Below are 24,855 nucleotides of genomic sequence, written 5' to 3'. Positions count from 1 at the left end.
AACAGTCGGAGTTCCTTGAGGGAACTCAAAGAGTTACGCTGAAAAAATGCAACGCACGGACTTCAGCCGGATGGTCTGCTCGATCGCCCGCACCCTCGACGTCATCGGGGAGCCCTGGTCGCCGCTGATCCTGCGCGACGTGTGGGTCGGGATGACGCGCTTCGAGCAGCTGCAGGCCGACCTCGGCATCTCCCGCAAGGTCCTCACCGAACGGCTGAACCACCTGGTCGAGCAGGGCGTGCTGGAACGCCGCCCCTACGACCGCCGCCCCCGCCACGAGTACGTGCTGACCGAGAAGGGCACCGACCTGCTCGACCTGCTCATGGTGATGACCACGTGGGGCGACAAGTGGCTGGCGGGCGAACCCGGCCCGCCGATCCTCTACCGCCACCACGCCTGCGGCGAGATCAGCACCGCCGACCTACGCTGCGCCGGCTGCGGCGCCCCCATGCACGCCCCCGACATCGACCTGCTCCCCGGCCCGGGCGCAGCCGCGGCCTGACCGCCACGATCGCCCACACCGGATGCCGTCTGCGAGCCCGGCCCGCCCGGCCTGCCGGTCGAGGGGCCGGCACCGTGTCTCCCTCGCGTTCGAGGATGTCGCGAAAGGCCAGGGGCGGACAAGGGGTCCAGCCTCCCCTGTCGGGTATGGCTGGCACTACCTCACCGGCGGGGCCCGCGCGCATGCCAGGAAGCGAATGCGGATGCGCGGAGCGGGCCATCGCCGACAGTGACACTGCCGGAACGACGGCCCGCTGCTCACCACCAGGCCCACCGTCGCGGTGCGTGGCCCTCCCCGGCGACGGCGGCGGGACGGCGCGGACGGCGGGGCGGCAGGACGGCGCGGGGAACGTGGGCGGTGCCGCGCTGGGCTGCGGGAGTCAGGCGGTGCGCACGCGGTATTCGTACGGGCCGAGCTGCTCGGAGCCGATCCGGACGGCGGACGGGTTGTGGTTGATCAGGGTGAGCATGGTGCCGCGGACGCAGGCCTCGACGTTGGCCGGGAGGTCGGGCAGGACCGGCTCGATGCCCAGGGTGGAGGTCAGGTGGGCGGCCAAGGCCGGCCGTGACGCGGGGGCGGCCATGGTGGCGAGGTGCCAGGTCCGGCCGGCGCCGAAGGTGTGGTGGGTCAGGGCGGGCGGGCCGTCGGCGAACGATTCGACGACGGTGGCGCCGTCGAGGCGGAGTTCCTCGCGGAGGATCTCGCCGGTGTGGCCGTTGCCGTAGGTTGCCTCGCTGCCCTGCACGCCGGCGAAGTCCAGCACGGTCAGGCCGAGTGCGGCGCCCAGCCGCCGGGTGAAGCCGCCCGGCAGGAAGCCGTCGTTCTCGTCGACGACGTCGGTGTAGGCGGTGGTGAACAGGGCACCGCCGGCGGTGACGTACTCGACGAGCGGCGCGGCGTCGCGGATCAGGTAGAGGCAGGGGGCCACCACCAGGTCGTAGCCGTCGAACGGTCCTTCCGCGGGGGCGATGTCCACCTGCACGTTCAGCTCGTGGAAGGCCGAATGCCACCCGCGCACCTGGGCGATGTAGTCGAACCGCGCCGGGTGGTTGGGCTGGTCGAGCGCCCAGTGACAGTTCCAGTCGAGCACCAGGGCGACCTTCGCGTCGCGCCCCGGTGGCGGCGGGTCGAGCTTGGAGAGTTCAAGACCGAGGGCGGAGACTTCCTTGTACGTACGGGTGTCCGGCCCCGCGTGCGGCAGCATCGCCGAGTGGAACTTCTCCGACCCGCGGGCCGCTTGCCGCCACTGGAAGAACAGCACGCCGTCGGCTCCGCGCCCGACCGCCTGCATGCTCAGCGCCGCCATCTGGCCGGGGGCCTTGGCCGCGTTGTTGGGCCGCCAGTTGACCTGACCGGGGGCCTGTTCCATGAGGATCCACGGCACGCCCGGCTTGAGCGAGCGCATCAGGTCGCGTCCGAACGCGGCGGTGCGGAACGACAGCGGGTCGCGCGGGTCGGGGTAGCTGTCGTCGGAGATGAGGTCGAGTTCACCGGCCCACGACCAGTAGTCGGCGTTGCCGAACGCGCCCATGAAGTTGGTGGTGATCGGCTGGGTGGCGCCGGCGTCCCGGATGATCTTCTTCTCCATGCGCAGCAGTTCGAGGAGCATGTCGGAGCTGAAGCGCCGGAAGTCGAGCTGCTGGGTCGGGTTGACCGCGGCGGGCGTCAGGCGGGGCGGGAGGATCTGCTCGAAATCGGTGTAGCGCTGGGACCAGAACGTCGTACCCCAGGCGTTGTTCAAGGTTTCGATGTCGGTGTATCTGCGGGTCAGCCAGTCACGGAAGGCGACGGCGGCACCGTCCGAGTAGTCGTAGGTGGTGTGGCAGCCGAGTTCGTTGTTGATGTGCCACATGACCACCGCGGGGTGGTCCCGGTAGCGCTCGACGAGCGCCGAGACCAAGGCGGACGCGAGCCGCCGGTAGTCCGGCGAGGTCGGCGCGTAGTGCTGCCGGCTGCCGGGCCAGCGGATCGCGCCCTCCCGGGTGGTGGTGAGGATGCCCGGATATCTGGTGGTGGCCCACGGCGGGGTCGACGCGGTGGCGGTGGCCAGGTCGACCGCCACTCCCCCGTCGTGCAGCAGGTCGAGGACCCGGTCCAGCCAGCCGAAGTCGAACACGCCCTCGTCGGGCTGGATCCGGGCCCACGAGAAGACGCCCACCGTGGCCAGGTTGACGCCGGCCCGGCGCATCAGTTCGACGTCCTCCCGCCACACGTCCTCGGGCCACTGCTCGGGGTTGTAGTCCCCACCGTAGTAGATCGCCATACCCCCATATTGCCCCGTTTTCCGGGCCGCCCCTGCGGACGGGACGGCCCCGCGGCGGGTGCCGGCCGGCTCAGTGGCTCACGAGGGAGTAGTTGTCCGTGGTCACCTCGCCCACCGAGTCGAGGGTGAGGCCGAAGGTGACGGCGCGGGTGTTCGCCGGCACGGCGGGCGTGGTCCAGGCGGCCGTCGTGTAGGTGGCCGAGGCGGCGAACGGTGGGCTCTGCGTCCACCAGGACCAGTTCCCGGCGGTGTCCTGTCGATACACGGTGAGGTAGGTCGACTTCGTACCGTGATAGGAAACGGACAGTGAGAGCGTTTTCCCGGGTGTGACCAGAGGTGCGCAGTTGCCGCTGTCCCAGCCCGGGATCAGCTTGGCGTCACCGCTGGAGGCCGAGGTCAGCTCCAGCTTCTGGGCGTAGGTCCCGTCGGCGGCGTCGGTCACCCGGGTCCACACCGGAGTGTTGGAGCCGTAGCCGGCGCCGGTCCAGCAGGCCGGGTAGCCGTCCGCGCCCGGCGTCTCGAGCGACGGGTTCACCAGCGCGTTGACGCCGTCGGGTGCCGGTGACAGCTCGTGGTCGGCGAAACCGTAGTCGTCGGTGACGAGCGTGCCGACGCTGTCGATGGTCAGGCCGAAGCCGGCCGCCACCGCCCCGGCCGGCGGCGCCGGTGTCGTCCACGCGGCCCGGGTCCAGGCCGCCGACGGCGCGACGCGGGGGCTCTGCGTCCAATAGCTCCACTGCCCGAGGGCGTTGCGCTGGTAGAGCGTGAAGAACACCGGGACGTCGGACTTGTACCAGGCACTCGCCTGATAGGTGCGGCCCGCCGCCACCTGCGACGAGCAGGCACCCAGGTCGAACCGGGGAATCAGTTTGGCGTCGCCACCGGTGAGCGCGGTGACCTGGATCCGCGAGGCGTACGTGCCGGAATGCGCATCGGTCACCCGGCTCTGCACCGCGGTGTTCTCGCCGTAACCCGCGGACTGCCAGCAGTCGGGCAGGCCCGCGTCGAAGGGGTTGACGTTCTCGAGCGAGGGGTTGCGAACTGTGTTGACGCCGGGGCCACCGGGCGCGAGCGGGGCCACCGGCGCGACGGGCGCCGCGACCGTTCCGCCGACGACCTGCGCGACGGTCTTGACGGTGGTGCCGACCGCCGTGCGCGGCTGCAGCCAGTCGAGGAAGTCGTCGAACACCGTCGGGGTGATGGACTCGGCCGGGCAGCCGGTGGAGCAGATGTGGTGCAGGTTGAACGGCAGCCAGCCACCGGTCACCTCGGCCCGGGTGACCAGGTCCTTCAGCTCGGCGAGCGAGGTGGTCGTCTCGACGTCGTCGGGGGTGCGGATGGCGTACGCGTCGGCCGGCGGCACCGTCTCGGCCGGATCGCAGTCGGAGCAGTCGCCGGCGTCGTAGAGGTCGCCGACCGCGCGGGCGCTGTTGTAGCCGCAGTTCCGCACGATCGCCTTGATCCCGGGGTCCAGGTTGGCGAACGGGTAGGCGAACGACGTGACCCCGAATCCCCACGAGAGCAGCGTGTTGCGATCGGCGCAGATCTGCCGGTTCTGCTCGTCCGGCACCAAGGTCAACAAATCCTGATGGGTCGCCGTGTGGCCGCCGATCTCATGGCCATTTTCGGACAGCCCGTCAAGATTCGCGCGAGTCATGTACGACGGCTGACCGATCAGCGCGGAGTTGACGTAGAAGGTGCCGACCATTCCGTGTTCTTGCAGCATCGTCTGCGCCGCCAATTGGTCGGCGACGCCGTCGTCGAAAGAGAAGGTCACGGCGAGCGGACGGGCGATCGAGGCCCGCGCCGCGCCGGGGGAGATAAGCGTGACGGCGCCTGCCAGCACCGCCACGAACAGGGAAGTTGTCGCCTTTTTCATGGTCACGGCTCCTCGGCAGTGACGAAGGTTGCGAACCCTGCAAGATTGCACGACCACGTATCAGAAATGGACTAGCAGATATCCGACACACGGCCGAATGTGGACAGACCTGACGTCAATCAATGTTTCCGGTCGATTTCGTGATCATTTCGGGTGAGCGTCACATGTTGCAATCGAAAGAATCGTCATTGACGTGCCTCTTTCCATGGTCCACAAGGGTCAGACTTTTGTGAGATCGGCCGAATGGACCAATGTCACTCCGTCGGACGGACCCTTCTCCCCCGGTCGAGGCCGTCGAAATACTCGGCGGCGGGCGTCTTCCCGCCAGTGGACGCGCGTTTCCGAGGGGACGGAACATATGGGATCAGACTCGCAAGCGTCCAGTTCGGACAGCAACGACGATCGTCGGGGCGGTGGTGGGGTACCGCCCGCCCGACGGACCGAGGAAGTTCAACCGCAGCAGCTCCGGGTCGGCGTACTGGGCGTCGGCTACTGGGGGTCCAAGCAGCTCCGGGTCATGCGGCAGACGCCGGGGGTGTCCCGGGTCGTGGCCATCGACGCCCGCCTCCCGCTCCTGTCCGGCATGGCGCACCTGCTGGCCACCGGTGAGGGGTTCACGTCACTGGACGCGGCGCTGCCACACATCGACGCGGTGGTCATCGCGACCCCGCCCGCCTCGCACGTGCCGCTCGGGCTGGCGGCCATCCGAGCCGGCAAGCACGTACTCATCGAGAAGCCCCTGGCGACCACCGCCGCCGGGGCCCAGGAACTGATCCAGGCGGCCAAGGACGCCGGGGTCACGCTGATGGTCGGGCACACCTTCGAGTACAACGGCGCCGTCTGGATGCTGCGCGAGCTCGTGCAGAGCCGGGAACTCGGCGACCTGTACTACCTGGACAGCGCCCGGCTCAACCTCGGCCTCTACCAGAGCGACGTCAACGTCGTCTTCGACCTGGCGCCGCACGACATCTCCATCGCCAACCACGTGCTCGGCTCGGTTCCCACCTCGGTGCGGGCCTGGGGCAACCGGCACGTCGACCCGGTCTTCGAGGACGTCGCCCATCTCGAGCTCGGGTACGACGACATCGGCGTGCAGGCGCACATCCACGTCAGCTGGCTCGATCCCCGCAAGGTACGGCTCGTCACCGCGGTCGGCTCGAAGAAGATGGCGGTCTACGACGACATGAACGTCGAGGAGCGCATCCGCATCCACGACAAGGCCGTGACCCGGTCTCCCGACAAGGGCATGCACTACCACCACGGGGCGGTCACCTCGCCGGTGGTGCGATTCGACGAACCGCTGGCCGTACAGGCCCGCCACTTCGTCGACTGCATGACCTCCGGAGCCGTGCCACGCACCGACGGGGCCAACGGCCTCGCCGTCGTCCAGGTCATCGAGGCCGCCCAGCTCTCCCTGGCCCAGGAACGCAAGGTGCTGCTCAGCGAGGTCTCCGGACTGACCGAGCGCACCGGCCTGGTCCCGGTCCCGGCCCGAGCCACCGCCGCCGTCTGACGAACCGGCCCGAGCCACCGCCGCCGTCCGACAACAACCGGCGCGCACAGCCAACAGCGAGGATTGTCGATGCTTTCTGCCATTGAAGTGCCGTTCACCGACCTGTCCGCGATGACCCGGGAGGTCTGGCCGGACATCGAGCACACCTTCACCGAGGCCCTCCTGGCCGCCCGCTACGTCGGCGGTCCGGCCGTGGCCGGTTTCGAGGAGAACTTCGCCCGCTACTGCGACACCCCGCACGCCGTCGGGGTCGCCAACGGCACCGACGCGCTGCAGCTGACCCTGCAGGCCCTGGGCATCGGCCCGGGGGACGAGGTGGTCGTGCCGAGCAACACCTTCATCGCCACCGCCGCCGCCGTGGTGCGGGCCGGCGCGATCCCGGCGTTCGTCGACGTCGACCCGGACACCCTGCTGATCACGCCGGAGATCCTGGCCGCAGCCATCACCCGGCGCACGAGCGCGGTCGTGGTGGTCCACCTCTACGGCAACATGCCCGACATGGACGGCCTGGTCGCGGTGGCCGAGAGGCACGGCATCGCGCTCGTCGAGGATGCCGCGCAGGCGCACGGCGCCGAGTGGCGGGACCGCCGGGCCGGCTCGTTCGGCGCGGCCGGCTGCTTCAGCTTCTACCCGGGCAAGAACCTGGGCGCGTTCGGCGACGCCGGTGCGGTCGTCACCTCCGACGCCGCCCTGGCCGGCCGGATCCGCAGTCTCGCCAACCACGGCCGGGACGGCGGCGCCAACCACTACGAGCACACGTTCGTCGGCACCAACAGCCGGCTCGACGCGTTGCAGGCGATCGCGCTGGACGCGAAGCTCGCCCGCAACGAGGCCTGGACCGACGCGCGCATCTCGTTCGCCGACCGCTACCGCAAGGAGCTGGCCGGCTCGAACATCCGGCTGACCGAGGTCGACCCGCTGGCCCGGCACGTCTATCACCTGATGGTGGTCCGGGTGGCGGACCGCGCCCGGATCCAGGCGGAGCTGGCGAAGCGGGGCATCCAGACCGGCGTGCACTACCCGGTTCCCTGCCACCTGCAGCCTCCGCTGCGGCGTTACGCCGGCGGTCCGCTGCCGGTCTGCGAGCAGGCCGCCGGCGAACAGCTGAGCCTGCCGCTGTTCCCGCACATGAGCCGCGCCCAGGTCGACCGGGTGTGCGAGGTCCTGGACGAGGTGAGTGCGCGGTGACCGCCACCGACGCCGACCCGGGGGTCATCGTCGGCTATCCGGTGACCCGCAAGGGATCCGGCCCGCTGGAGCTCGGTCCCGGGGCCCGGCTGCGCAGCGGCACCGTCCTCTATGACGGCAGCCGGATCGGCTCGGGCCTGCAGACCGGGCACGGGGTGGTGATCCGCGAGGAGAACGAGATCGGCGACGGGGTCAGCATCTGGAGCAACACCGTGATCGACTACGGCTGCCGCGTCGGCGATCGCGTGAAGATCCACGCGAACTGCTACATCGCCCAGTTCACCGTGCTCGAGGACGACGTGTTCCTGGCCCCCGGCGTCACCATCGCCAACGACCTCTACCCCGGCGACGAGCGGTCGGCCGAGCTGATGACCGGCCCGCACATCGAGGCCGGGGCGCAGATCGGCGTCAACGTCACGATCCTGCCGTTCGTGCGCATCGGCGCGGGCGCCATCATCGGATCCGGGTCGGTGGTCACCCGCGACGTCCCACCCGGCTTCGTCGCGTACGGCAACCCGGCCGCCCCCACCCGTAAGGTGGCCGACCTGCCGGAGATCGACGAGCGCGTGGCCGCCCTGCGGAGCCGGGCATGAAGCGCGCCCTGGACCTGCTGCTCGCCACCGCCGGACTGATCGTCATCGCCCCGCTGCTGGCGGTGATCTGGCTGGCCGTGCGGCTCACCTCACCGGGCCCGGTGATCTTCCGGCAGGAGCGGCTGGGCCTCGGCAAGCGGCCGTTCACGATGTACAAGTTCCGCTCCATGACGACCGGCAACAGCGACGCCGTGCACCGCGAGTACGTCTCGAAGATGCTCACCACCGAGGACGGCGGCGAGCCGGCCGGCGGCCTCTACAAGCTGACCGCCGATCCGCGGGTCACCCGGGTCGGCGGCTGGCTGCGCAAGACCAGCCTGGACGAGCTGCCGCAGCTGTTCAACATCGTCAAGGGCGAGATGTCGCTGGTCGGCCCGCGCCCGGTGCTGGCCTGGGAGGCGGAGCTGTTCAGGCCCGAGGCGATGGCCCGCTTCGACACCCGGCCGGGGCTGACCGGCCTGTGGCAGGTGAGCGGCCGCAACCTGTTGACGATGCCGCAGGCCCTGGCCCTCGACGTCGAGTACGTCCGGCGGCAGAGCCTGTGGCTCGACCTGTGGATCCTGGCCCGGACCCTGCCGGCACAACTGCGGCGCGGCGCGGCCTGACCACATGACAGTCACTCTCGAACGGCCGAAGCAGGAGTCGCCGGCCGACGCCGTCGGCGACTCCATGACCGTGGCCGTGTGGACGGTGATCAGCCGCGGTACCGGCGTGATCCGTGGGGTGGTGATCGCCGCGGTCCTCGGTGCCACCCTGTTCGCCAACACCTACCAGTTCACCAACTCGCTGCCCAACCTGGTGTTCTACGGCTTCCTGGGCGGCTCGATGCTCTCCTCGCTGCTGATCCCGGCGCTGGTCCGGCACGTCGACACGGCGGACCGGGCGGGCGCGGAACGGGTCGCCGGCGGTTTCCTCGGCATCGTCGCCCTGGGAGCCGCCGTGCTCACCCCGGTGGCCGTGGTGGTGGCGCCCTTCGCGCTGCGCCTGGCCGCCCCCGAGAGCGGCGGCGCGCAGGCTCGCACCGGGATCCTGCTGGTGGTCATGCTGCTGCCGCAGATCCCGCTCTACGGGCTGGTCGCGACGGCCGGCGCGGCGATGAACTCGCACGGCCGGTTCGCCCTCGCGGCGGCGGCGCCGGCGCTGGAGAACATCGGCACGGTGGTCGTGCTGGCCGCGGTGGCGATCCTCTATCCGGGCATCGGCGGCCTGGCGCAGGCGCCCACCGGCGCCCTGCTGCTGCTCGGGCTCGGCACCACCGGCTCGGTCGGGCTGCACGCGGCCGCGCAGTGGTACGGCGCCCGCCGGGCCGGGGTCCGCCTGCGCCCTCGCCGGGGGTGGCGTGACCCGGAGGTCCGGGCGGTCCTCGGCCGGGCGCTCCCGTCGCTGGTCCAGGCCGCGCTGGCGGCCGCGCAGCTGCTGGTCCTGCTGGTCCTCGCGAACCGGGTGGCGGGCGGCGTGGTCGCGTTCCAGCTGGCCATGAACTTCTACTTCCTGCCGATCGCGCTCGGCGCCACCCCGGTCGCGCTGTCCCTCGCCCCCCGCCTGTCCCGGCTGCACGCGGCCGGGAACAATCCGGCGTTCCGCGACACGTTCGTCAACGGCCTGGTGTTCGCGCTGTTCGTCGCGGTGCCGGCGGCCGCCGGTTACCTCGCCGTCCGGGAGCCGATCGCGAGGGCGATCTCCTACGGCGGGTTCGCCACCGACAACGGTACGGCGCTGATCGCCACGGCACTCGGCGCGCTGGCCCTGGGCGTACTCGGGGAGACGGCTTTCCTCGTCGCCACCTATGCCTGCTATGCGCGGGAGGACACCCGTACCCCGATGTACGCCATGCTGGTCCAGCTGGGGATCTGCGTGGGCGGGGCCGGCCTGGCACCGGCGGCGACCGGGCCGGGCGTACTGCTGGTGCTGGGTCTCTCGATGTCGGCGGGCACCCTGGCCGGCGCGGCGATCCTGGTGCGCGCGCTGCTGCGCCGGCTCGGCCCCGGCCACGAGCCGCTCGCCGGACCGCTCCTGCGCATCGTCGGCGTCGCGGTCCTGATGGCGGTCCCGGCCTATATCACGGGCCGGCTGATCTCCACAGTGGTCGGTGGGGGCGTCGGCGGGGTCCTCGCGGTGGTGGTGGCGGGATCCGTGGGCGTGGCAGTGTACTTCGGTGTGCAGGCCCGGCTCGGCGCACCGGAACTCGACTGGATCCTGACCTCCGTACGCCAAAAAGCCGGACGCGAAAAGGCCGTGCGCCGCAACGCCGTACGCAAGAAGGTTCGCCGCGATGCCGGGGTGCGCACCAACCTCGCGCTGCTTCTCGGCGCCGCCGCGGTCGGCGCCCTCGCCGGCCTGAACCCGCTCCAGGCCGCCGCCGTCGTCGTCGCGCTCGGCGTCGGCGGCTGCGTCTACGTGTGGCCGGCCACCGCCGCCTACCTCATCGTCTTCCTCACGCCGCTGACCGCCGGCATCGACCGCGGCACGATCATCCCGGTGCTGCGGCCCAACGAGGGCCTGGCCGTGCTGGTCGGTCTCGCGCTCGCCGCGCGCTGGCTGGTGAGGCTGCGGGTCGGCACGTTCCGGCTGCCCCGGATGAACGCGATCGACTGGTCGCTGATCGCGCTCGCCGTGTTCACCTCGATAGCCCCGCTCGCGATGATGGCCGCGCGCGGCCGGGAGATCATCGCGGACGACCTCCAGTACGCGATCGTGCTGTGGAAGTACCTCGCCGTCTACTTCATCATCCGGTTCAGCCTGACCAGCCGGGCCGAGGCACTGCGCGCCGCCTACCTGTCGATCGCGTCCGCCTGCCTCGTCGCGATCATCGGCATCCTCCAGTCGCTCGGGCTGTTCGGCGTGCCGAAGCTGCTCGGCACCCTGTACGCGCCGTTCGGGGCGGAACGGGTGCTCTCGATCGGCCGGGGCAGTTCCACGCTCGCCCTCGCCGCCGCCGTCGCCGACCTGTGCATCATCAACCTCTGCCTCGCCATCGGACTGCTGCTGTACACCGAGCGCCACCGCAAACTGCTTCTCGCGGCCGTACCGATCTGCGTGTTCGGGGCGCTCGGGGCGGGCGAGTTCTCCACCGTCATCGGCATGCTGCTGGCCATCGGTGTGCTGGTGATCGTCTCCCGCACCTGGCGGCTGGTGGGTTACGCGGTGCCGATGCTGCTGCTCGGCGCCGTCGTCATGTGGCCGGTCATCCAGACGAGGTTGCTCGGCTTCCAGAGCGCCTCCGGGTTGCCGGACAGCTGGATCGTGCGGCTGCGCAACCTCAACACCTACTTCCTGCCGCAACTGGGCGCCGACCACAACTGGCTGCTCGGGGTGCGGCCGTCGGCCCGGGTGCCCGCCTCGCACGAGGAGTTCGGCTGGGTGTGGATCGAGAGCGGCTACGTCTGGCTGCTCTGGGGTGGCGGCGTCCCACTGCTCGTCGCGTACCTCAGCTGGGTCGTCGTCTGCCTGCGGCGCGGTGTCGCCGCGGCCCGGCGGGCGACCGGCGTCGTGGCCGCGGTGGGTCTCGCGGTGGCCTCCTACGCGGCGGCGAACGCGCTGCTGATGCTCTTCGATCCGCACCTGACCTATCGCGGCGCGGCCGACTGCCTGCTCGTGCTGCTCGCCATCCTGCGAAATCTCGCCGTCGAGGAGCGCACATGAGCAAGCCGATCCGAGTCCTGCTGATGGTGGAGAACGTGCCGCTCGGCCGCGATCACCGGTTGCGCAAGCACGCCGCGGCCCTGGTCGCGGCGGGCATGCAGGTCACGGTGATCTGTCGCAAGGACCCGGCGAACCGGGAGAATCCCGCGGTACGCGTCCTCGACTACCCGGCCAGCGACGGCGTGAGCAAGCTCGGGTTCGTCCGGGAGTACGCCTGGTCGCTGACCGCCGCCGCCTGGCTGACCCTGCGCGCCATGCTGTCCGGCGGCGTCGACGTGGTGCAGGTGTCGAGCACCCCGGACATCTACTTCGTGCTCGCCGCGCCGCTCAAGCTGTTCCGCCGCCGGGTCATCTTCGACTTCAAGGACCTGTCCCCGGAGATCTACGAGGCGAGGTACGGGCGCGCCGACGGGCTCATGTACAAACTGCTGCGCCGCTTCGAACGCGCCAGCCTGCGGACCGCCGACCACGTGGTGGCGGTCAACTCGTCGGTCCGCTCGGTGGCGCTGGACCGCGGCGGGCTCGGCGCGGACCGGGTCACGGTCGTCGGCAACGGTCCCTGGCTGGCCGACCTCGGCTCGCGGCCGGCTCAGCCGACGCTCAAGCGCGGCCACCGGCACCTGTGCGCGCTCGTCGGCATGATGGGCCCGCAGGACGGCATCGACCTGGCCCTGGCCGCGATCGACCATCTCGTGCACCGGATCGGGCGCACCGACACCGCGTTCACCTTCGCCGGGATCGGCGACTACCTGCCGGTGGGGCTGCGTTTCGTCGAGGAGCGCGGGCTGAGCGGCTGGGTCTCGTTCCCGGGCTGGTTGAGCCGCGACGAGGTCTACGACCTGCTGTCGACCGCCGACGTCGGGCTCGAACCCAACCTCGAGGAGTTCGTCACCCCGGTGAAGGCGATGGAGTACATGGCGTTCGGGCTGCCGTTCGTCGCGTTCGACGTGGCCGAGACCCGGATCATCGGCGAGGGGGCGGCCGAACTCGTCCCCCGCGGCGACGTGGTCGCCTTCGCTGAACGGATCGACACGCTGTTGCGTAACCCTGAGCGACGGGCCGAGCTGGGCGCGGCCGGCGAACGGGCGGTCCGTCAGCGGTTGTCCTGGGATCGGCAGCAGGTGCCGTACCTCGGGGTCATCGCCCGGCTCACCCACGAGAAGCTGACATCTGGAGGCACGGCGGCATGAACACCAACGGGGGCCCGGCACGGCTGGTTCGCGTGTACGGGCTGTGGATCGTCCTGGTGACGCTGGTGGTGATGGCGGCCGGGGTGGGGGTGAGCATGCTGGCGCCGACCGCGTACCGGTCGTCCGCGGTAGTCGTCGTCGAGGCGGTGGTGCGGGCCAACACCACACCGGTGCCGCCCGAGATGGGCACCGAGAAGGAACTGGCCAAGTCGGGCCTGGTGGTGCGGCCCGCCGCGACCGGGCTCGGCGTGCAACCGGAGACGCTCAGCGACGGCTTCTCGGTGACGGTCGCCCCCGACGCGAACGTGCTGACCTTCATCTACCAGGCGGACCGCCCGGCCATCGCGCAGCGGCGGGCCCAGGCGCTCGCCGAAGCGTACGTCAGCTACCGCAACGACGCGACGCAGACCAAGACGTCGACCGCGAACGCCCACGCCGTCCTGGTCACGCCGGCCTTCCTGCCCGGCGAACCGGTGACCCGGCCGATCTGGATCGACGCCGGCATCGGCCTCGTGCTCGGCCTGCTCCTCGGCCTCGGCACCGCGATCATCCGCGACCGGATGAGCGACCGGCTCCGGGGCCTGCGCGACTTCGAGCAGATCAGCGGGCTGACCGTGCTCGCCACCGTCCCGCGCTCGCCGCGACCACGCGGGCCGGGGGCGGCGTTGCCGGTGCTGCTGCGCCAGCCCCAGTCGCCGGCCGCCGAGTCGTACCGCTATCTGCGCTCCCGCCTGCAGCCACTGCTCACGTCGGCGCGCGCGTCGACCGTCCTGGTGGCGAGCGCGCACGACGGGGAGGGCCGCAGCACGACCGCCGCCAACCTGGCCGTCGCACTCGCCGTGGCCGGCCGGTCGGTGATCCTGGTCGACGCCGACCTGCCCGGCCCGCGTCAGCACACGATCTTCGACCTGCCCGACGAGCGGGGTCTCACCGACCTGCTCGACGACGGGATCCGGCCGGAGACGGCGCTGCGGCAGGGGCCGGTGCCCCGGTTGCGGGTGCTGACCGCGGGACCGGGCGCCGACCGGGCCACCGATCTGCTCGAGGGGCCGCGGCTCGGCCCGGTGCTCGCCCGGCTGGGCCGGCTCTGCGACGTCGTGGTGATCGACTCGCCGGCGATCCTCAGCGTGTCCGACGGGATCGCGCTCGCCGCCGCCGCCGACCACGTGCTGCTGATCGGCGACTTCCGGCGCAGCACCCGGGCCGGGGTGATCCGCGCCCTCGCCGAGTTGCGCGAGGTGGCCGCCGGCAACGTCAGCGGCGTGCTGGTCAACGCCCCGCGCAGTGCGGGCGGCCTGATCCCCCGGCCGCGCAGCGCGGTCGCGGTGAGCGCACCGGAACGACCGCTCGCGCCGGCGCCCGGCCCGGTGGCGGCGGACACCCCGGCGCGGTCCCCGGGCGGCCCCGCCGTCGACGAAGGGCTCGCGCTGTTCGACGACCTCACCGACCGTTCCGGGCGGCCGGTCATCGGCTCGGCGTCGGTGCCCCTGTCCACGGTTCCGGTCTCCCCCGCGCCGCCCGCGCCCGTCTCCCCGGCACCGGCCTCGCCCGGCCCGGCTCAGCCGCCCTCGACGGTCTACCAGTCGGCGACCTCCCCGCCCGTCATCCACCCGCCGGCCGGGCCGGTCAAGGCCCGCGCCAACGGCTCGGCCGTGCCGGCTCAGCGCGGCGACGGACCGGACGCCCCCTAAGCGGCGGCGAGTCGGCGCCTCAGCTCCTTACCCCACACCGGCGTCGGCTCGCCGCCCCAGTCCCGGGTCAGCGACCAGCAGTCGCCCCACGGGTTCCAGGCCCAGGCCGTCCAGCTCACGCCGTGCTCGTCGAACCAGTCGAGGGTGTCGCGGGCCCAGCCGCCCTTCTTCGCGGTGCGGGCCGGGCAGTCGTCGTCGAAGGCGGCCCCCTCGCCCTTGAGGGTGGGACCGACCTCGCCGGCCAGCACCGGCACCCGTTCCAGGATCGGTTCCAGGTCCCGGTCGAAGCACTCGGCGGTGCCGCAGTACTCGTTGAACGAATAGGCGTGCACCGACGCGGCCAGCTGACCGGCCGGGTCGTCCGGGCGGTATTTCAGCCAGCGGGTCATCGACTCGGCCCAGTGGACGCCGCCGGCCAGCAGCACGGTCGTCGAGCCGGTGCCCCGCACGGCGGCGACCAGCTCGCCGAGTCCGGCCGCCGCGTAGGGCGTACCGGTGTTGACCGAGGTCAGCGTGCACCCGTCCCGCCAGCAGGCCCAGGCCCGGTCGGTGTCGGTCTCGGCGTACGGGAACGGCTCGTTGAAGAGGTCGAAAAGCACCGCACCGGTGCGGAACTCGGTCGCGACCGACCGCCAGAACTGCGGACTGTGGTCCCGGTCGGGCATCTGCTCCTGCTGGGCCGGCTTGCCGTCGCCGGGGGAACTGCGATGAAGATCAAGGACGGCGACGAAGCCGTACGCGTTGAGCCGCCGGACGAACGCACGCACCTCGTCCCGGTACTTCTGGCCGGCGAAGTCCGCCGGTGCCGCCGGCAGGCCGAGCCAGCACTGCTCGTTGAGCGGTATCCGCACCGCGTCGGCCCGCCCCCACGCGCGCATCGCCGCGATCTGCCGGTCGTCGGGCGCCCGCCCGTCGGGGGTGTCGAAGAAGCCCGCACCCTCGAGGCACGAGTACTCCGCGCCGGAGACGTTGAAGCCCCGCAGCCTGAGGACCTTGCCGGCCCGGTCGACGAACTGGTTGTCCTTGACCGCGACGGCGTCGATCGGGGCCGGCGGGTTCGGCGGGCTCGGCTCGGCCGGGGCCGCGCAACCGGCCAGGAGCAGGACGAGCAGGACGAGCGGGACACCCAGGCGCACCTGTCCAGAATGGACGACCGGGATCACTATCGACATCGCTTGATCGGGTAGGGCCGCCGGACCACTCCCGGAACTCGTGGGTTAGGTTAGGCATACCTAAACCTAGATCCGAAAAAGGAGGTCCGAGGGTGACCCGGACGACCGTCGCCGTGCCGCCGTGGCGCTTCTTCCCGACCGAGGTGCGTGCCGTCCGGCGGCTCAGCCCGAGCTTCCTGCGCGTCACCCTCACCGGCGACGACCTCGACCGGTTCGCCGACAACGGCTTCGACCAGCGGATCAAGCTGATCCCGCCGCTGGCCGGGCACGGCCACGACCACCTGCCGACCGGCGACGACTGGTACGCGAGGTGGCGCGACCTGCCCGACGAGCACCGCAACCCGATCCGGACGTACACGATCCGCGCCGTCCGTCCCGCCGAGCGCGAGATCGACGTGGACATGGTGATGCACGGTGTGCACGGACCCGCCTCGCGGTGGGCCGCCGACGCGCGACCGGGCGCCGCCATCTGGGTGATGGGTCCCAACGCCGACCACGACGGCGTGCACGGTGGCATCGACTTCCACCCACCGGTCCACACCGAGTGCCTGCTGCTGGGCGGCGACGAGACCGCGGTCCCGGCGATCTCGTCGATCCTGGCCTGCCTGCCCCGCTCCGCCGCCGGGGAGGCCCTGCTCGAGGTCCCCACCTCGGCCGACGTCCTCGACCTGGCCGCCCCCGAGGGCGTGCGGGTCACCTGGCTGCCCCGCGACGGCGCCCCGCACGGCGAGAAACTCGTCCCGGCCCTGCGCTCCTCGGTCCGCCGCCTGCTCGGTGAGCGGGCCCCGGCGCCGGTCGAGCTGGAGGACGTCGACGTCGACGAGGAGATCCTCTGGGAGGTTCCGAAGGAGCCCACCGACGTCAGCAAGTTCTACGCCTGGCTGGCCGGCGAGGCCGCGGTGATCAAGACGCTGCGCCGGCACCTGGTCGCCGAGTGCGGCGTCGACCGCCGTTCGGTGGCTTTCATGGGTTACTGGCGTCTCGGCCGCGCCGAAGCCAGCTGACTGACATTTGCCCGATTTGCGACGCCGCCCCTCCCGGAGTCGATAGCGTGGCTGGCGAGGAGGGGACATGTGGAACACGTCGGCGACCCGGACCGGACCCGTCGTCCTGCTCGTCGAGGACGATGAGGACCTGCGCGAGATGACTACGCAGATGCTGGAGATGCGCGGCTTCACCGCCCTGGTCGCCCAGGACGCGGTCAGTGCGATCACCCAGTGCCGCGTCTTCGACGGCACCATCGACGTGCTGCTGACCGACCTCGGCCTGCCCGGTGTCTCCGGGGGCGAGCTGGCCCGGTCGGCGGCCACGATCCGCCCCGGCATGGAGATCGTCTACATCTCCGGCATCCCCCAGGACATCGCGATCAAGAAGGGTTTGATCAAGGCGGGATCGCCCTTCATCGCCAAGCCGTTCACCACCGACGTGCTCGCCGGAACGCTGCGTTCCGTGCTCTCCCGGCACAGCAACGCGCCCGCCCCCTGATTGGTTGTCTTTAGCAACCCAATCGACCGGAATGAGCCTCAAGCCGGGCCGCCGGAGTCCGATACCTACTCCTGTAAGCGGGCGATCGACAAGCGATCACCCAGCCAACCAGGGGAGCTCCAAATGCCGAACATGAACATGATCGCCGCGTACCTCCGCAGCCGCCTCAACAACGAGGAGGGCGCGACCGCCGTCGAGTACGGCCTGCTCGTCACGTTCATCGCCATCGTGATCATCGTTGGTGTCTCGGCGTTCGGCACGCACCTGTCCGACGTCTTCACCAACCTCTCGAAGAAGTTCTGAGGGACGGAAGCAACGCGAGATGCTCGTACCCGACCGACTCCGCCGCCCCGGCGCACAACGGCCCCGGGGTGACGACGGTGCGGCCGCGGTGGAGCTGGCGCTGGTGCTTCCGATCCTTCTTCTGCTGGTCTTCGGCCTGATCGACTTCGGCCGGGTGATGCAGCAGCAGATCCAGTTGACCGAGGCGGTGCGGGAAGGCGCTCGGGTGGGCGCGCTGAACGGCACCGCCTCGGACATGCAGGCCCAAGTGGTCAGCACCGTCGGTGGCAGCACCGGCATCACCTACACCACCACCACCGCGTGCACCTCGGCCGCGACCGCCACGTCGACCGCGACCATGACGGTGACCCGGACTTTCGACCCCGTCACACCGCTCTACCTGGTGCTCAAGCTCTTCCAGAGCAATCCGAGCGCCATCACTCTCTCCGCGACAGGCGTCATGGCCTGCCTGGGATAGCCACATCGTCGGATTCGCCCCCTTAGGCGGTGTTGGCCACCAGAATTGGTGATAAGCCACGCGAACGAGGAGGCGGGAATGCGTCGACGCATCGTCCTGATGCTGATCGCGGCCGTGATGGCCGGACTCAGCGCACTGGCGGTCGTCGCCTACGGGCACAGTGCCGACCAGCGCGCCCTCAACGGCGCTCAGGGCACCTGGGTCCTGCTGGCCACCGCCAACATCCCCGCGGACACCACCGGCGCGGACATCCGCAGCCGCAAACTCGTCCGCCAGGTGCTGATGCCGGCCCGGGCCGTGCCGTCCGGGGCGATGAGCAAGCTCGACGAGAGCTTCGACAAACGGACCCTGAACGCCGCGCTGCAACCCGACCAGATGCTGCTGGAGGGCCAGTTCAGCCATCCGGCCCCGGCCACCGCGAGCCCCGCGCCCACCTTCGCGCTGCCGGCCGGCAAGGTCGCCGTCGCCGTCGACCTCACCGTCGCCCGGCAGGTGGCCGGCAACGTCGACACCGGCGCCGTGGTGACGATCTACCTCACCAAGCCCAACGGCAACGACACCCGCGACCAGACGACCACCGTCGTGGTGCCGAGAACGACCGTGATCAGCGTCGGTGAGCGGCCCCGGACCACCGCCGCCGCCCCGCAACCCAGCGCCACCGTCGTGCCGACGGTGGTCTCGTCGGCCCCGGTCGACGCGACGGCGGGCCTCGACCGCTACGTCGTCACGGTCGCCGTCACCCCGGCCGAGGCGGAGCAGCTGATCAACGGCTACAACACCGGTGAGCTGCACCTCGGCCTGATCGCCACGCCCAGCACGGCGCCGGCCCCCGGTGCCCGGTCGTGAGCCTCTACGTCTACCTGGAACCCGACCGGGACCGCCTCGCGCAGGTCGGCCCGCAGTTCCAGTCCATCGGCTGCACGATCGTGCACAACATGGCCGACCTCGAGGCGCACCTGCCCCGCTACCCCGAGACCCTGCTCGTGATCGTCGGCGCGACCGTGCCGCTCGACGAGGTGCTGATGTTCACCGCGTACCAGCGGCTGCAGCGGCCACTGATCGGGGTGGTGCTGATCCGCCGGCATCTCGACCCCGAGGACGTGCTGCGCTGCCTGCGCTCCGGCGTCCGCGAGGTGGTCGAGGAGGCCGACTGGGACGGCATCCGCAACGCGTGTTCCCGCTCGGTCGACCTGTCCAAAGCGCTCGGCACCACCCTGCGCACCAACGCCGAGGCCGCCCCGTACGGCCGGGTCGTCACCGTCTTCGCCGGCAAGGGCGGCTGCGGCCGGTCGGTCATCGCGGTGAACCTGGCCACCGCGCTCGCCGCCGCCGGTGGCCGCCGGGTCCTGCTCGTCGACCTGGACCTGCAGTTCGGCGACGTGGCGATCATGTTGAAGCTGCCGCCGGAACGCAACATCGCGGGCGCGATCGCGATGGCCGGCCGGCTCGACGAACCGGGCCTGCGCTCGATCATCACCACCTACAAGAACGGCATCGACGTGCTGCTCGCGCCGTCCTCACCGGCGCAGGGCGAGCACGTACGCCGCGAACTGATCGTGGAGATCCTCGACCTCGCCCGCCCGAACTACGACTTCATCGTCGTGGACACCCCGGCGCTGGTCACCGACCAGGTCCTGGCCGCCCTCGACATGTCCGACCTGCTGGTCCCGATCGTCACGCCCGACCTGCCCACGCTCAAGAGCGTCCGGCTGACCGTCGAGATGTTCGACATGCTCGACTACGCCAAGGAACGCCGGCTGCTGGTCTTCAACCGCTCCAACTCCGAGGTGGGCCTGACCGCCGACGACATCTCCGAGGCGATCGGCATGCCGTTCGCGGTGCACGTGCCCTCCAGCCGGGAGGTGACGATCTCGGTGAACCGCGCCGAACCGCTCTACCTGACCAACCCGACACATCCGTTCAGCCAGGCCATCGGCCGCCTCGCCGACCTGTGCACGGGCACCGAACCGGGCGGTGCCCAGAAACGACGGCTGTTCTCCCGGTCGTCGAAGGGACGCCGATGAGCCTCTCCGCCCGCCTCGGTTACGACCCGCTGAACCAGCAGCCGCCGGCAATCGAGAACGCCGAGGCGGCGGCGGCCGCCCAGCACCGCTACCGCTCGGCCGGCCGGCAGGTGGCCGACCCGGTCTACGACGTCCGGCTGCGCATCCAGCGCCGCCTCGCCGACGAGCTCGGCCCGACCCTCTACACCAACCGGGCCAACACCGAGGAACTCACCGAACGCGTCCGCGAGGTGCTCAACGAACTGCTCGCCCGCGAGGAGACCCCGCTCTCCGGCACCGACCGCGCCCGCATCGTCAAGGAGGTGATCGACGAGGTCCTCGGCCACGGCCCGATCGAGCCGCTGCTGCGCGACCCGTCGATCACCGAGGTCATGGCCAACGGGGCCAAGAGCATCTACGTCGAACGGTACGGGCGGATCGAGCGCGTCGAGACCGAGTTCGACGACGAGGGCCACCTGCGGCGGATCATCGACCGGATCTGCGCCCGGGTGGGCCGTCGCGTCGACGAGGCGAGCCCGATGGTCGACGCCCGCCTGCCCGACGGCAGCCGGGTCAACGCCATCGTCCCGCCGATCGCCCTGGACGGGTCGTCCCTGACGATCCGCAAGTTCTCGGCCACCCCGCTGACCGTCGGCGACCTCGTCTCCTACGGCACCCTCAACCGGCAGTCCGCCGAGTTCCTGGAGGCGTGCGTGCGCGGCCGGCGCAACGTGGTGGTCAGCGGCGGCACCGGCTCCGGCAAGACGACGATCCTCAACGTGCTGTCGAGCTTCGTCCCGCACGACGAGCGCATCGTGACCATCGAGGACGCCGCCGAACTGCAACTCGACCAGGACCACGTGATCCGCCTCGAGTCACGGCCGGCCAACTCCGAGGGCCGCGGCACCGTGACCACCCGCGACCTGGTCCGCAACTCGCTGCGGATGCGGCCCGACCGCATCGTCGTCGGTGAGGTCCGCGACGCCGCCGCCCTCGACATGCTGCAGGCCATGAACACCGGCCACGACGGCTCGCTGACCACCCTGCACGCCAACACCCCCCGCGACGCGCTGTCCCGCCTCGAGACCATGGTGCTGATGGCCGGCATGGACCTGCCCAGCCGGGCCATCCGCGACCAGGTCACCTCCGCCGTCGACCTGATCATCCAGGTGCAGCGGTTCAAGGACGGCAGCCGCAAGGTCACCCACATCACCGAGGTGGTCGGCATGGAAGGCGACATCATCACCCTGCAGGACCTGTTCGTGTTCGACTTCAACGCGGACGGCGGACAACTGCACACGTCCACCTTGAAGCCGACAGGTGTCCGGCCCCGTTTCGTCGACACCCTCGCCATGTACGGGGTGACCCTCAACCCCGGCATGTTCGGCGCCACCCCGGCCATCGGCGGCCGGTGGTGAGCGGCTGGGGGTGGGCCGTCACCGCGTTCGGCGCGGCCACCGTCTTCCTGATCATCTGGATCGTCCTGGACCTGCTTTTCGGGCGCACCCCCGAGCAGCGCCGCATCGCCTCGCTCAAGGTCTTCACGCACGCCGAGCGCAAGAAGGGCGAGCCGGTCCTACGTCACCTGCTGACCGCCGGCGGCAAGTTCATCGAGGAGTCCCCCGGTCTCGCCCGGTTCGCGGCCCGCAGCGAACCGCTGCTCGACCAGCTCACCGGGGCGCCGAAGCCCACCGAATGGCTGTGGCTGCGGATCTGGGTCTCGATCGGCACGTTCCTGCTCATCGCGATGCTGATGCCGGTCTGGTTCGCGGCCCTCGTCGGGATCCTCCCCGGCTTCCACCTGCCGCCCGCCATCCTGCGCACCATAGTCAGACGCCGCCGGCAGCGGTTCGCCGACGAACTGCCCAACATGCTCCAGCTCGTCCTCAGCTCGCTGCGGTCCGGCTTCACCCTGCAGCAGTCCGTCGACGCCGCGGTCCGCGACGACGAGGGACCGGTCGCCGAGGAGTTCAGCCGCGCCCTGTCGGAATCGCGGATCAGCGGCGAGTTCGAGAACGCCCTGCAGCGCGTCGGCGAACGTACCGGCAGCGGCGAGATGCGCTGGCTCGTCATGGCGCTGCGCCTGCAACGCGAGGTCGGCGGCAGCCTCGCCGACGTCATGCAGACCACCGCCGACACCATGCGCGACCGCGCCTACCTGCAACGGCAGGTGCGGACGCTGTCCGCCGAGGGACGCATGTCCGCGTACGTGCTGATGGCCCTTCCGGTCTTCACCGCCCTCACCCTGACGGTGATGCGCCCGGACTACATCCGCCCGCTCTACACCGAACCCCTCGGTCTGCTCATGCTGCTGTTCGCCCTGCTCCTGATGACCGTCGGCATCATCTGGCTGCGCACCGCCGTGAAGATCGAGGTGTGAGGCGATGTCCCCGACCGTGATCCTCGTGCTCGCCGCCGGCTGCGCCGCGCTGGCCGGCACCCTGGCGGTCACCGCCGTGGCCATGCCGGCCACCCAGCGCGAACGCATGCTGAAGATCCTCGCCGAGTTCGGCGAGAACCGGATCACCGACACCCGCCCGCCCCGGTCGACCTCGTACCACCGGATCCGGCCCGCGCTGACCCGGTTCTTCCAGAAGACCGGTGACTTCATCACCCCGCCGGCGATGAGACTGCGGCTGGCCCGGCAGCTCGACTACGCCGGCAACCCCGCCAAGTGGCCGGTCGAGCGGGTCGTGCAGGCCCGGATGTTCGCCGTCATCGTCCTCGCCCTGCTCGGCTACCTGCTCGTACCCGGCCACGCCGCCCTCGCCGCGCTCGGCGGCATCGCCATCGGACTCGTACTCCCCGAGGTGCTCGTCCGCAACGCCGGCCAGAAACGGCAGCAGGCCCTCGCCCGCTCCCTGCCCGACGTGCTCGACGCCCTGGTCATCGGCGTCGAGGCGGGCCTCGGCCTGGACGCCGCGCTGGCCCAGGTCGCCACGATGCTCGAAGGCCCGATGCCCGACGAGGTGCGCCGCCTGCTCCAGGAGATGCAGCTCGGCGTCTCCCGCACCGAAGCCCTGCGCGCACTCTCCGCCCGCACCACGTCCCGGGACCTCAAACGCCTGGTGACGGCGCTCGTGCAGGCCGGCGAGATGGGCATCTCGGTGGCCGGCATCCTCCGCGAGCACGCCGCCGACCAGCGCCTGCGCCGGCGCCAGCGAGCCGAGGAGAAAGCCCAGAAGGTCGCCATCAAGCTGCTGTTCCCGGTGCTGTTCTGTCTGTTCCCGGTGATCTTCGTGGTGGTGCTGGGCCCGGCCGTCCTCAACATCATGAAGAACTTCTGAGAGGCGGCGCCGTGTCCACGAGCGTTCTCGAGCGCAACCAGAACGAGAGCCTGCGTCTCGCCGCCCTGCACGAGTACGAACTGCTCGACGCGCCCGCCGACGACGAGCTCGAAGCCGTCGTCCGGGTCGCCGCGGTGGTCGCCGAGGTGCCCACCGCCACCCTCAACCTCATCGACGAGAACCGCCAGTGCCAGCTCACCACCGTCGGATTCGACGGCGGCGACTCCGCCCGGGACGACTCGATGTGCGCCGTGCAGTTCCGGGCCGGCAACTTCGTGCACGTACCCGACGCGAGCCGGGACCCGATCTACCGGGACAACCCATGGGTGACCGGCCGCCTGGCCGACGTGCGCTTCTACGCCTCGGCACCGCTGATCACCCCGGACGGGTACGCGCTCGGCACGCTCTGCGTCTTCGACGACCGGATCAAAACGTTGCGCGACGAACAGGTGAGCCGCCTGCTCGACCTGGCCGCCATCGTGGTCGCCCTCTTCGAACGCCGCCGCCAGGCCCGGGTCAACGCGGAACTGGCCCACGAACGCGAACGCAGCCAGCGGCTCATCGGGACGGTCCTGGAAACCATCGACGTCGGCATCGCGGCCTGCGACGAGAACGGCCGCCTCACCGTCTTCAACCGGGCCGCCCGTGATTGGCACGGCACCGGCCGCGATCAGGACCTCACGAAGGACGACCTGCCCACGCATTACGGCCTGTTCGACGCCACCGGCACCCGCCAGCTCGAGCCGGCCGAGATCCCGCTGATCCGGGCGCTCCGCGAGCACGACGTCCAGAACATCGAAATGATGATCAAACGGCCGGGGGCGCCGCCGGTCGACCTCAGCTGCACCGCCCGTCGGCTTGTCGACGACAGCGGAAACCCGCTCGGCGCGGTGGTCGCCATGAACAACGTCACCGCCGACCGCGCCCAACGCCGCGCGCTGGAGGACGCTCACCACGAGCTGGCCGTCCGCGGCGAACAGCTCACCGACGCTGTCACCGACCTGCGCCGCTCCAACGACGAGCTGGAACAGTTCGCCGGTGCGGTCAGCCACGACCTGGTCCGGCCGATGGCCGCGGCGCACGGTTACCTGGAGATGATGACCAGTGGCTACGCCGAGGAACTCGATCCGCGGGCGACGAAATGGCTGGACGGGGCGATCCGTGCGGTGGAACGCATGCAGGAGCTGGTCTCGGCCCTTCTTTCGTACGCCCGAGCCGGGCAGGTCCCGTTCACCCCGGGTCCGGTGCGCCTCGACGAGGTCGTCGGCGCCGTGCTGTCCGACCTGAACTCGATCACCAACTCGAGCGGCGCCCGGGTCCAGGTCCGGGGCAAAATGCCGACCGTGCTGGGCGACCGGACGTTGCTCCGCCAACTTCTGCAGAACCTGATCGACAACGCGATGAAGTACCGCTCCCCCGACCGGCCGTGCGAGATCTCCCTGTCCGCCGAACGCAACGATTTCGGCTGGGCGGTCCTGGTCGCCGACAACGGCATCGGTATCCCACCGGACCAGCGCGAGAAGGTGTTCGAGATGTTCGCCCAGGTCGATCCGAATTCCCGCAAGGGCCACGGCATCGGCTTGTCCACCTGTCACCGCATCATCGACCGGCACAACGGCGCCATCTCGATCGGTGACACCGCCGGCGGCGGCACCACAATTCGCGTGCTCCTGCCGGCCGTCGCCTG

21 protein-coding genes are annotated in these 24,855 nt (G+C 70.8%); 18 read left to right on the top strand and 3 right to left on the bottom strand.

Translation table 11 applies throughout. The features are described from left to right. Positions 1 to 46: 46 nt before the first annotated feature. Positions 47 to 502: a winged helix-turn-helix transcriptional regulator gene (locus Afe05nite_RS37990; protein WP_203822168.1), complete on the top strand. Its 456-nt coding sequence runs from the start codon at positions 47 to 49 to the stop codon at positions 500 to 502. 379 nt (positions 503 to 881) lie between these two features. Here Afe05nite_RS37990 and Afe05nite_RS37985 read toward each other — a convergent pair whose 3' ends face one another. Both Afe05nite_RS37985 and Afe05nite_RS37980 read right to left on the bottom strand, forming a co-directional pair. After that, complete coding sequence (locus Afe05nite_RS37985; RefSeq protein WP_203822167.1) at positions 882 to 2,765, bottom strand: beta-galactosidase; 1,884 nt, start codon at positions 2,763 to 2,765, stop codon at positions 882 to 884. A gap of 70 nt (positions 2,766 to 2,835) precedes the next feature. Then, positions 2,836 to 4,644 carry a polysaccharide deacetylase family protein gene (locus Afe05nite_RS37980; RefSeq protein ID WP_203822166.1) on the bottom strand — a complete coding sequence of 603 codons (1,809 nt, stop codon included), beginning with the start codon at positions 4,642 to 4,644 and terminating at the stop codon, positions 2,836 to 2,838. A gap of 205 nt (positions 4,645 to 4,849) precedes the next feature. Between Afe05nite_RS37980 and Afe05nite_RS37975 the strand changes: the two genes are divergently transcribed. The 7 genes from Afe05nite_RS37975 to Afe05nite_RS37945 all read left to right on the top strand — a co-directional run bounded on the left by Afe05nite_RS37975 (position 4,850) and on the right by Afe05nite_RS37945 (position 14,461). Continuing rightward, positions 4,850 to 6,157, top strand: coding sequence for a Gfo/Idh/MocA family protein (locus Afe05nite_RS37975; protein ID WP_307835672.1), 1,308 nt, complete (start codon positions 4,850 to 4,852; stop codon positions 6,155 to 6,157). Between the two features lie 69 nt (positions 6,158 to 6,226). After that, a complete protein-coding gene (locus Afe05nite_RS37970) occupies positions 6,227 to 7,345 on the top strand; it encodes a DegT/DnrJ/EryC1/StrS family aminotransferase (RefSeq protein WP_239118506.1) in 1,119 nt (372 codons plus the stop codon). Beyond that, on the top strand, positions 7,342 to 7,938 hold the full coding sequence (locus Afe05nite_RS44760) for an acyltransferase (protein WP_203822163.1): 597 nt from the start codon (positions 7,342 to 7,344) through the stop codon (positions 7,936 to 7,938). Before Afe05nite_RS37970 ends, Afe05nite_RS44760 begins: the two co-directional genes overlap by 4 nt. After that, positions 7,935 to 8,543: a sugar transferase gene (locus Afe05nite_RS37960; RefSeq protein WP_203822162.1), complete on the top strand. Its 609-nt coding sequence runs from the start codon at positions 7,935 to 7,937 to the stop codon at positions 8,541 to 8,543. Before Afe05nite_RS44760 ends, Afe05nite_RS37960 begins: the two co-directional genes overlap by 4 nt. 4 nt (positions 8,544 to 8,547) lie before the next feature. Further along, on the top strand, positions 8,548 to 11,580 hold the full coding sequence (gene murJ / locus Afe05nite_RS37955; protein WP_203822161.1) for a murein biosynthesis integral membrane protein MurJ: 3,033 nt from the start codon (positions 8,548 to 8,550) through the stop codon (positions 11,578 to 11,580). Continuing rightward, positions 11,577 to 12,770, top strand: a complete 1,194-nt coding sequence (locus Afe05nite_RS37950) for a glycosyltransferase family 4 protein (protein WP_203822160.1) — start codon at positions 11,577 to 11,579, stop codon at positions 12,768 to 12,770. Before murJ ends, Afe05nite_RS37950 begins: the two co-directional genes overlap by 4 nt. Beyond that, positions 12,767 to 14,461: a tyrosine-protein kinase domain-containing protein gene (locus tag Afe05nite_RS37945; RefSeq protein ID WP_203822159.1), complete on the top strand. Its 1,695-nt coding sequence runs from the start codon at positions 12,767 to 12,769 to the stop codon at positions 14,459 to 14,461. Before Afe05nite_RS37950 ends, Afe05nite_RS37945 begins: the two co-directional genes overlap by 4 nt. Here the strand turns inward: Afe05nite_RS37945 and Afe05nite_RS37940 are convergent. Further along, positions 14,458 to 15,633, bottom strand: a complete 1,176-nt coding sequence (locus tag Afe05nite_RS37940) for a glycoside hydrolase family 5 protein (RefSeq protein ID WP_203822158.1) — start codon at positions 15,631 to 15,633, stop codon at positions 14,458 to 14,460. The genes Afe05nite_RS37945 and Afe05nite_RS37940 overlap by 4 nt on opposite strands. 92 nt (positions 15,634 to 15,725) lie before the next feature. Between Afe05nite_RS37940 and Afe05nite_RS37935 the strand changes: the two genes are divergently transcribed. The 10 genes from Afe05nite_RS37935 to Afe05nite_RS37890 form a co-directional block, all read left to right on the top strand. Then, complete coding sequence (locus tag Afe05nite_RS37935; RefSeq protein WP_203822157.1) at positions 15,726 to 16,637, top strand: siderophore-interacting protein; 912 nt, start codon at positions 15,726 to 15,728, stop codon at positions 16,635 to 16,637. Between the two features lie 67 nt (positions 16,638 to 16,704). Then, complete coding sequence (locus Afe05nite_RS37930; protein WP_203822156.1) at positions 16,705 to 17,118, top strand: response regulator; 414 nt, start codon at positions 16,705 to 16,707, stop codon at positions 17,116 to 17,118. Between the two features lie 123 nt (positions 17,119 to 17,241). Continuing rightward, on the top strand, positions 17,242 to 17,421 hold the full coding sequence (locus Afe05nite_RS37925; protein WP_203822155.1) for a Flp family type IVb pilin: 180 nt from the start codon (positions 17,242 to 17,244) through the stop codon (positions 17,419 to 17,421). 19 nt (positions 17,422 to 17,440) lie between these two features. Next, the gene (locus Afe05nite_RS37920) at positions 17,441 to 17,878 is read left to right on the top strand and encodes a TadE/TadG family type IV pilus assembly protein (protein WP_203822154.1); all 438 of its coding nucleotides are present in this window, start codon (positions 17,441 to 17,443) and stop codon (positions 17,876 to 17,878) included. Positions 17,879 to 17,956: 78 nt separating this feature from the next. After that, on the top strand, positions 17,957 to 18,724 hold the full coding sequence (locus Afe05nite_RS37915; RefSeq protein ID WP_203822153.1) for an RcpC/CpaB family pilus assembly protein: 768 nt from the start codon (positions 17,957 to 17,959) through the stop codon (positions 18,722 to 18,724). Then, entirely contained in the window at positions 18,721 to 19,902 is a 1,182-nt protein-coding gene (locus Afe05nite_RS37910) for a CpaE/TadZ family protein (RefSeq protein WP_203822152.1), read from the top strand. The genes Afe05nite_RS37915 and Afe05nite_RS37910 overlap by 4 nt, the downstream gene beginning before the upstream one ends. Continuing rightward, positions 19,899 to 21,299: a TadA family conjugal transfer-associated ATPase gene (locus Afe05nite_RS37905; protein WP_203822151.1), complete on the top strand. Its 1,401-nt coding sequence runs from the start codon at positions 19,899 to 19,901 to the stop codon at positions 21,297 to 21,299. The genes Afe05nite_RS37910 and Afe05nite_RS37905 overlap by 4 nt, the downstream gene beginning before the upstream one ends. Beyond that, complete coding sequence (locus tag Afe05nite_RS37900) at positions 21,293 to 22,261, top strand: type II secretion system F family protein (protein ID WP_203822150.1); 969 nt, start codon at positions 21,293 to 21,295, stop codon at positions 22,259 to 22,261. Before Afe05nite_RS37905 ends, Afe05nite_RS37900 begins: the two co-directional genes overlap by 7 nt. A gap of 4 nt (positions 22,262 to 22,265) precedes the next feature. Further along, positions 22,266 to 23,168: a type II secretion system F family protein gene (locus tag Afe05nite_RS37895; RefSeq protein WP_203822149.1), complete on the top strand. Its 903-nt coding sequence runs from the start codon at positions 22,266 to 22,268 to the stop codon at positions 23,166 to 23,168. A gap of 11 nt (positions 23,169 to 23,179) precedes the next feature. Next, the coding region (locus Afe05nite_RS37890) for a sensor histidine kinase (protein ID WP_239118505.1) at positions 23,180 to 24,855 on the top strand (1,676 nt) is incomplete at its 3' end.

Origin of the sequence: Paractinoplanes ferrugineus, assembly GCF_016862195.1 — a bacterium.
In the GTDB taxonomy this organism is placed as follows: Bacteria; Actinomycetota; Actinomycetes; order Mycobacteriales; family Micromonosporaceae; genus Actinoplanes; species Actinoplanes ferrugineus.
This window is presented reverse-complemented; position numbering and strand designations above follow the sequence as displayed.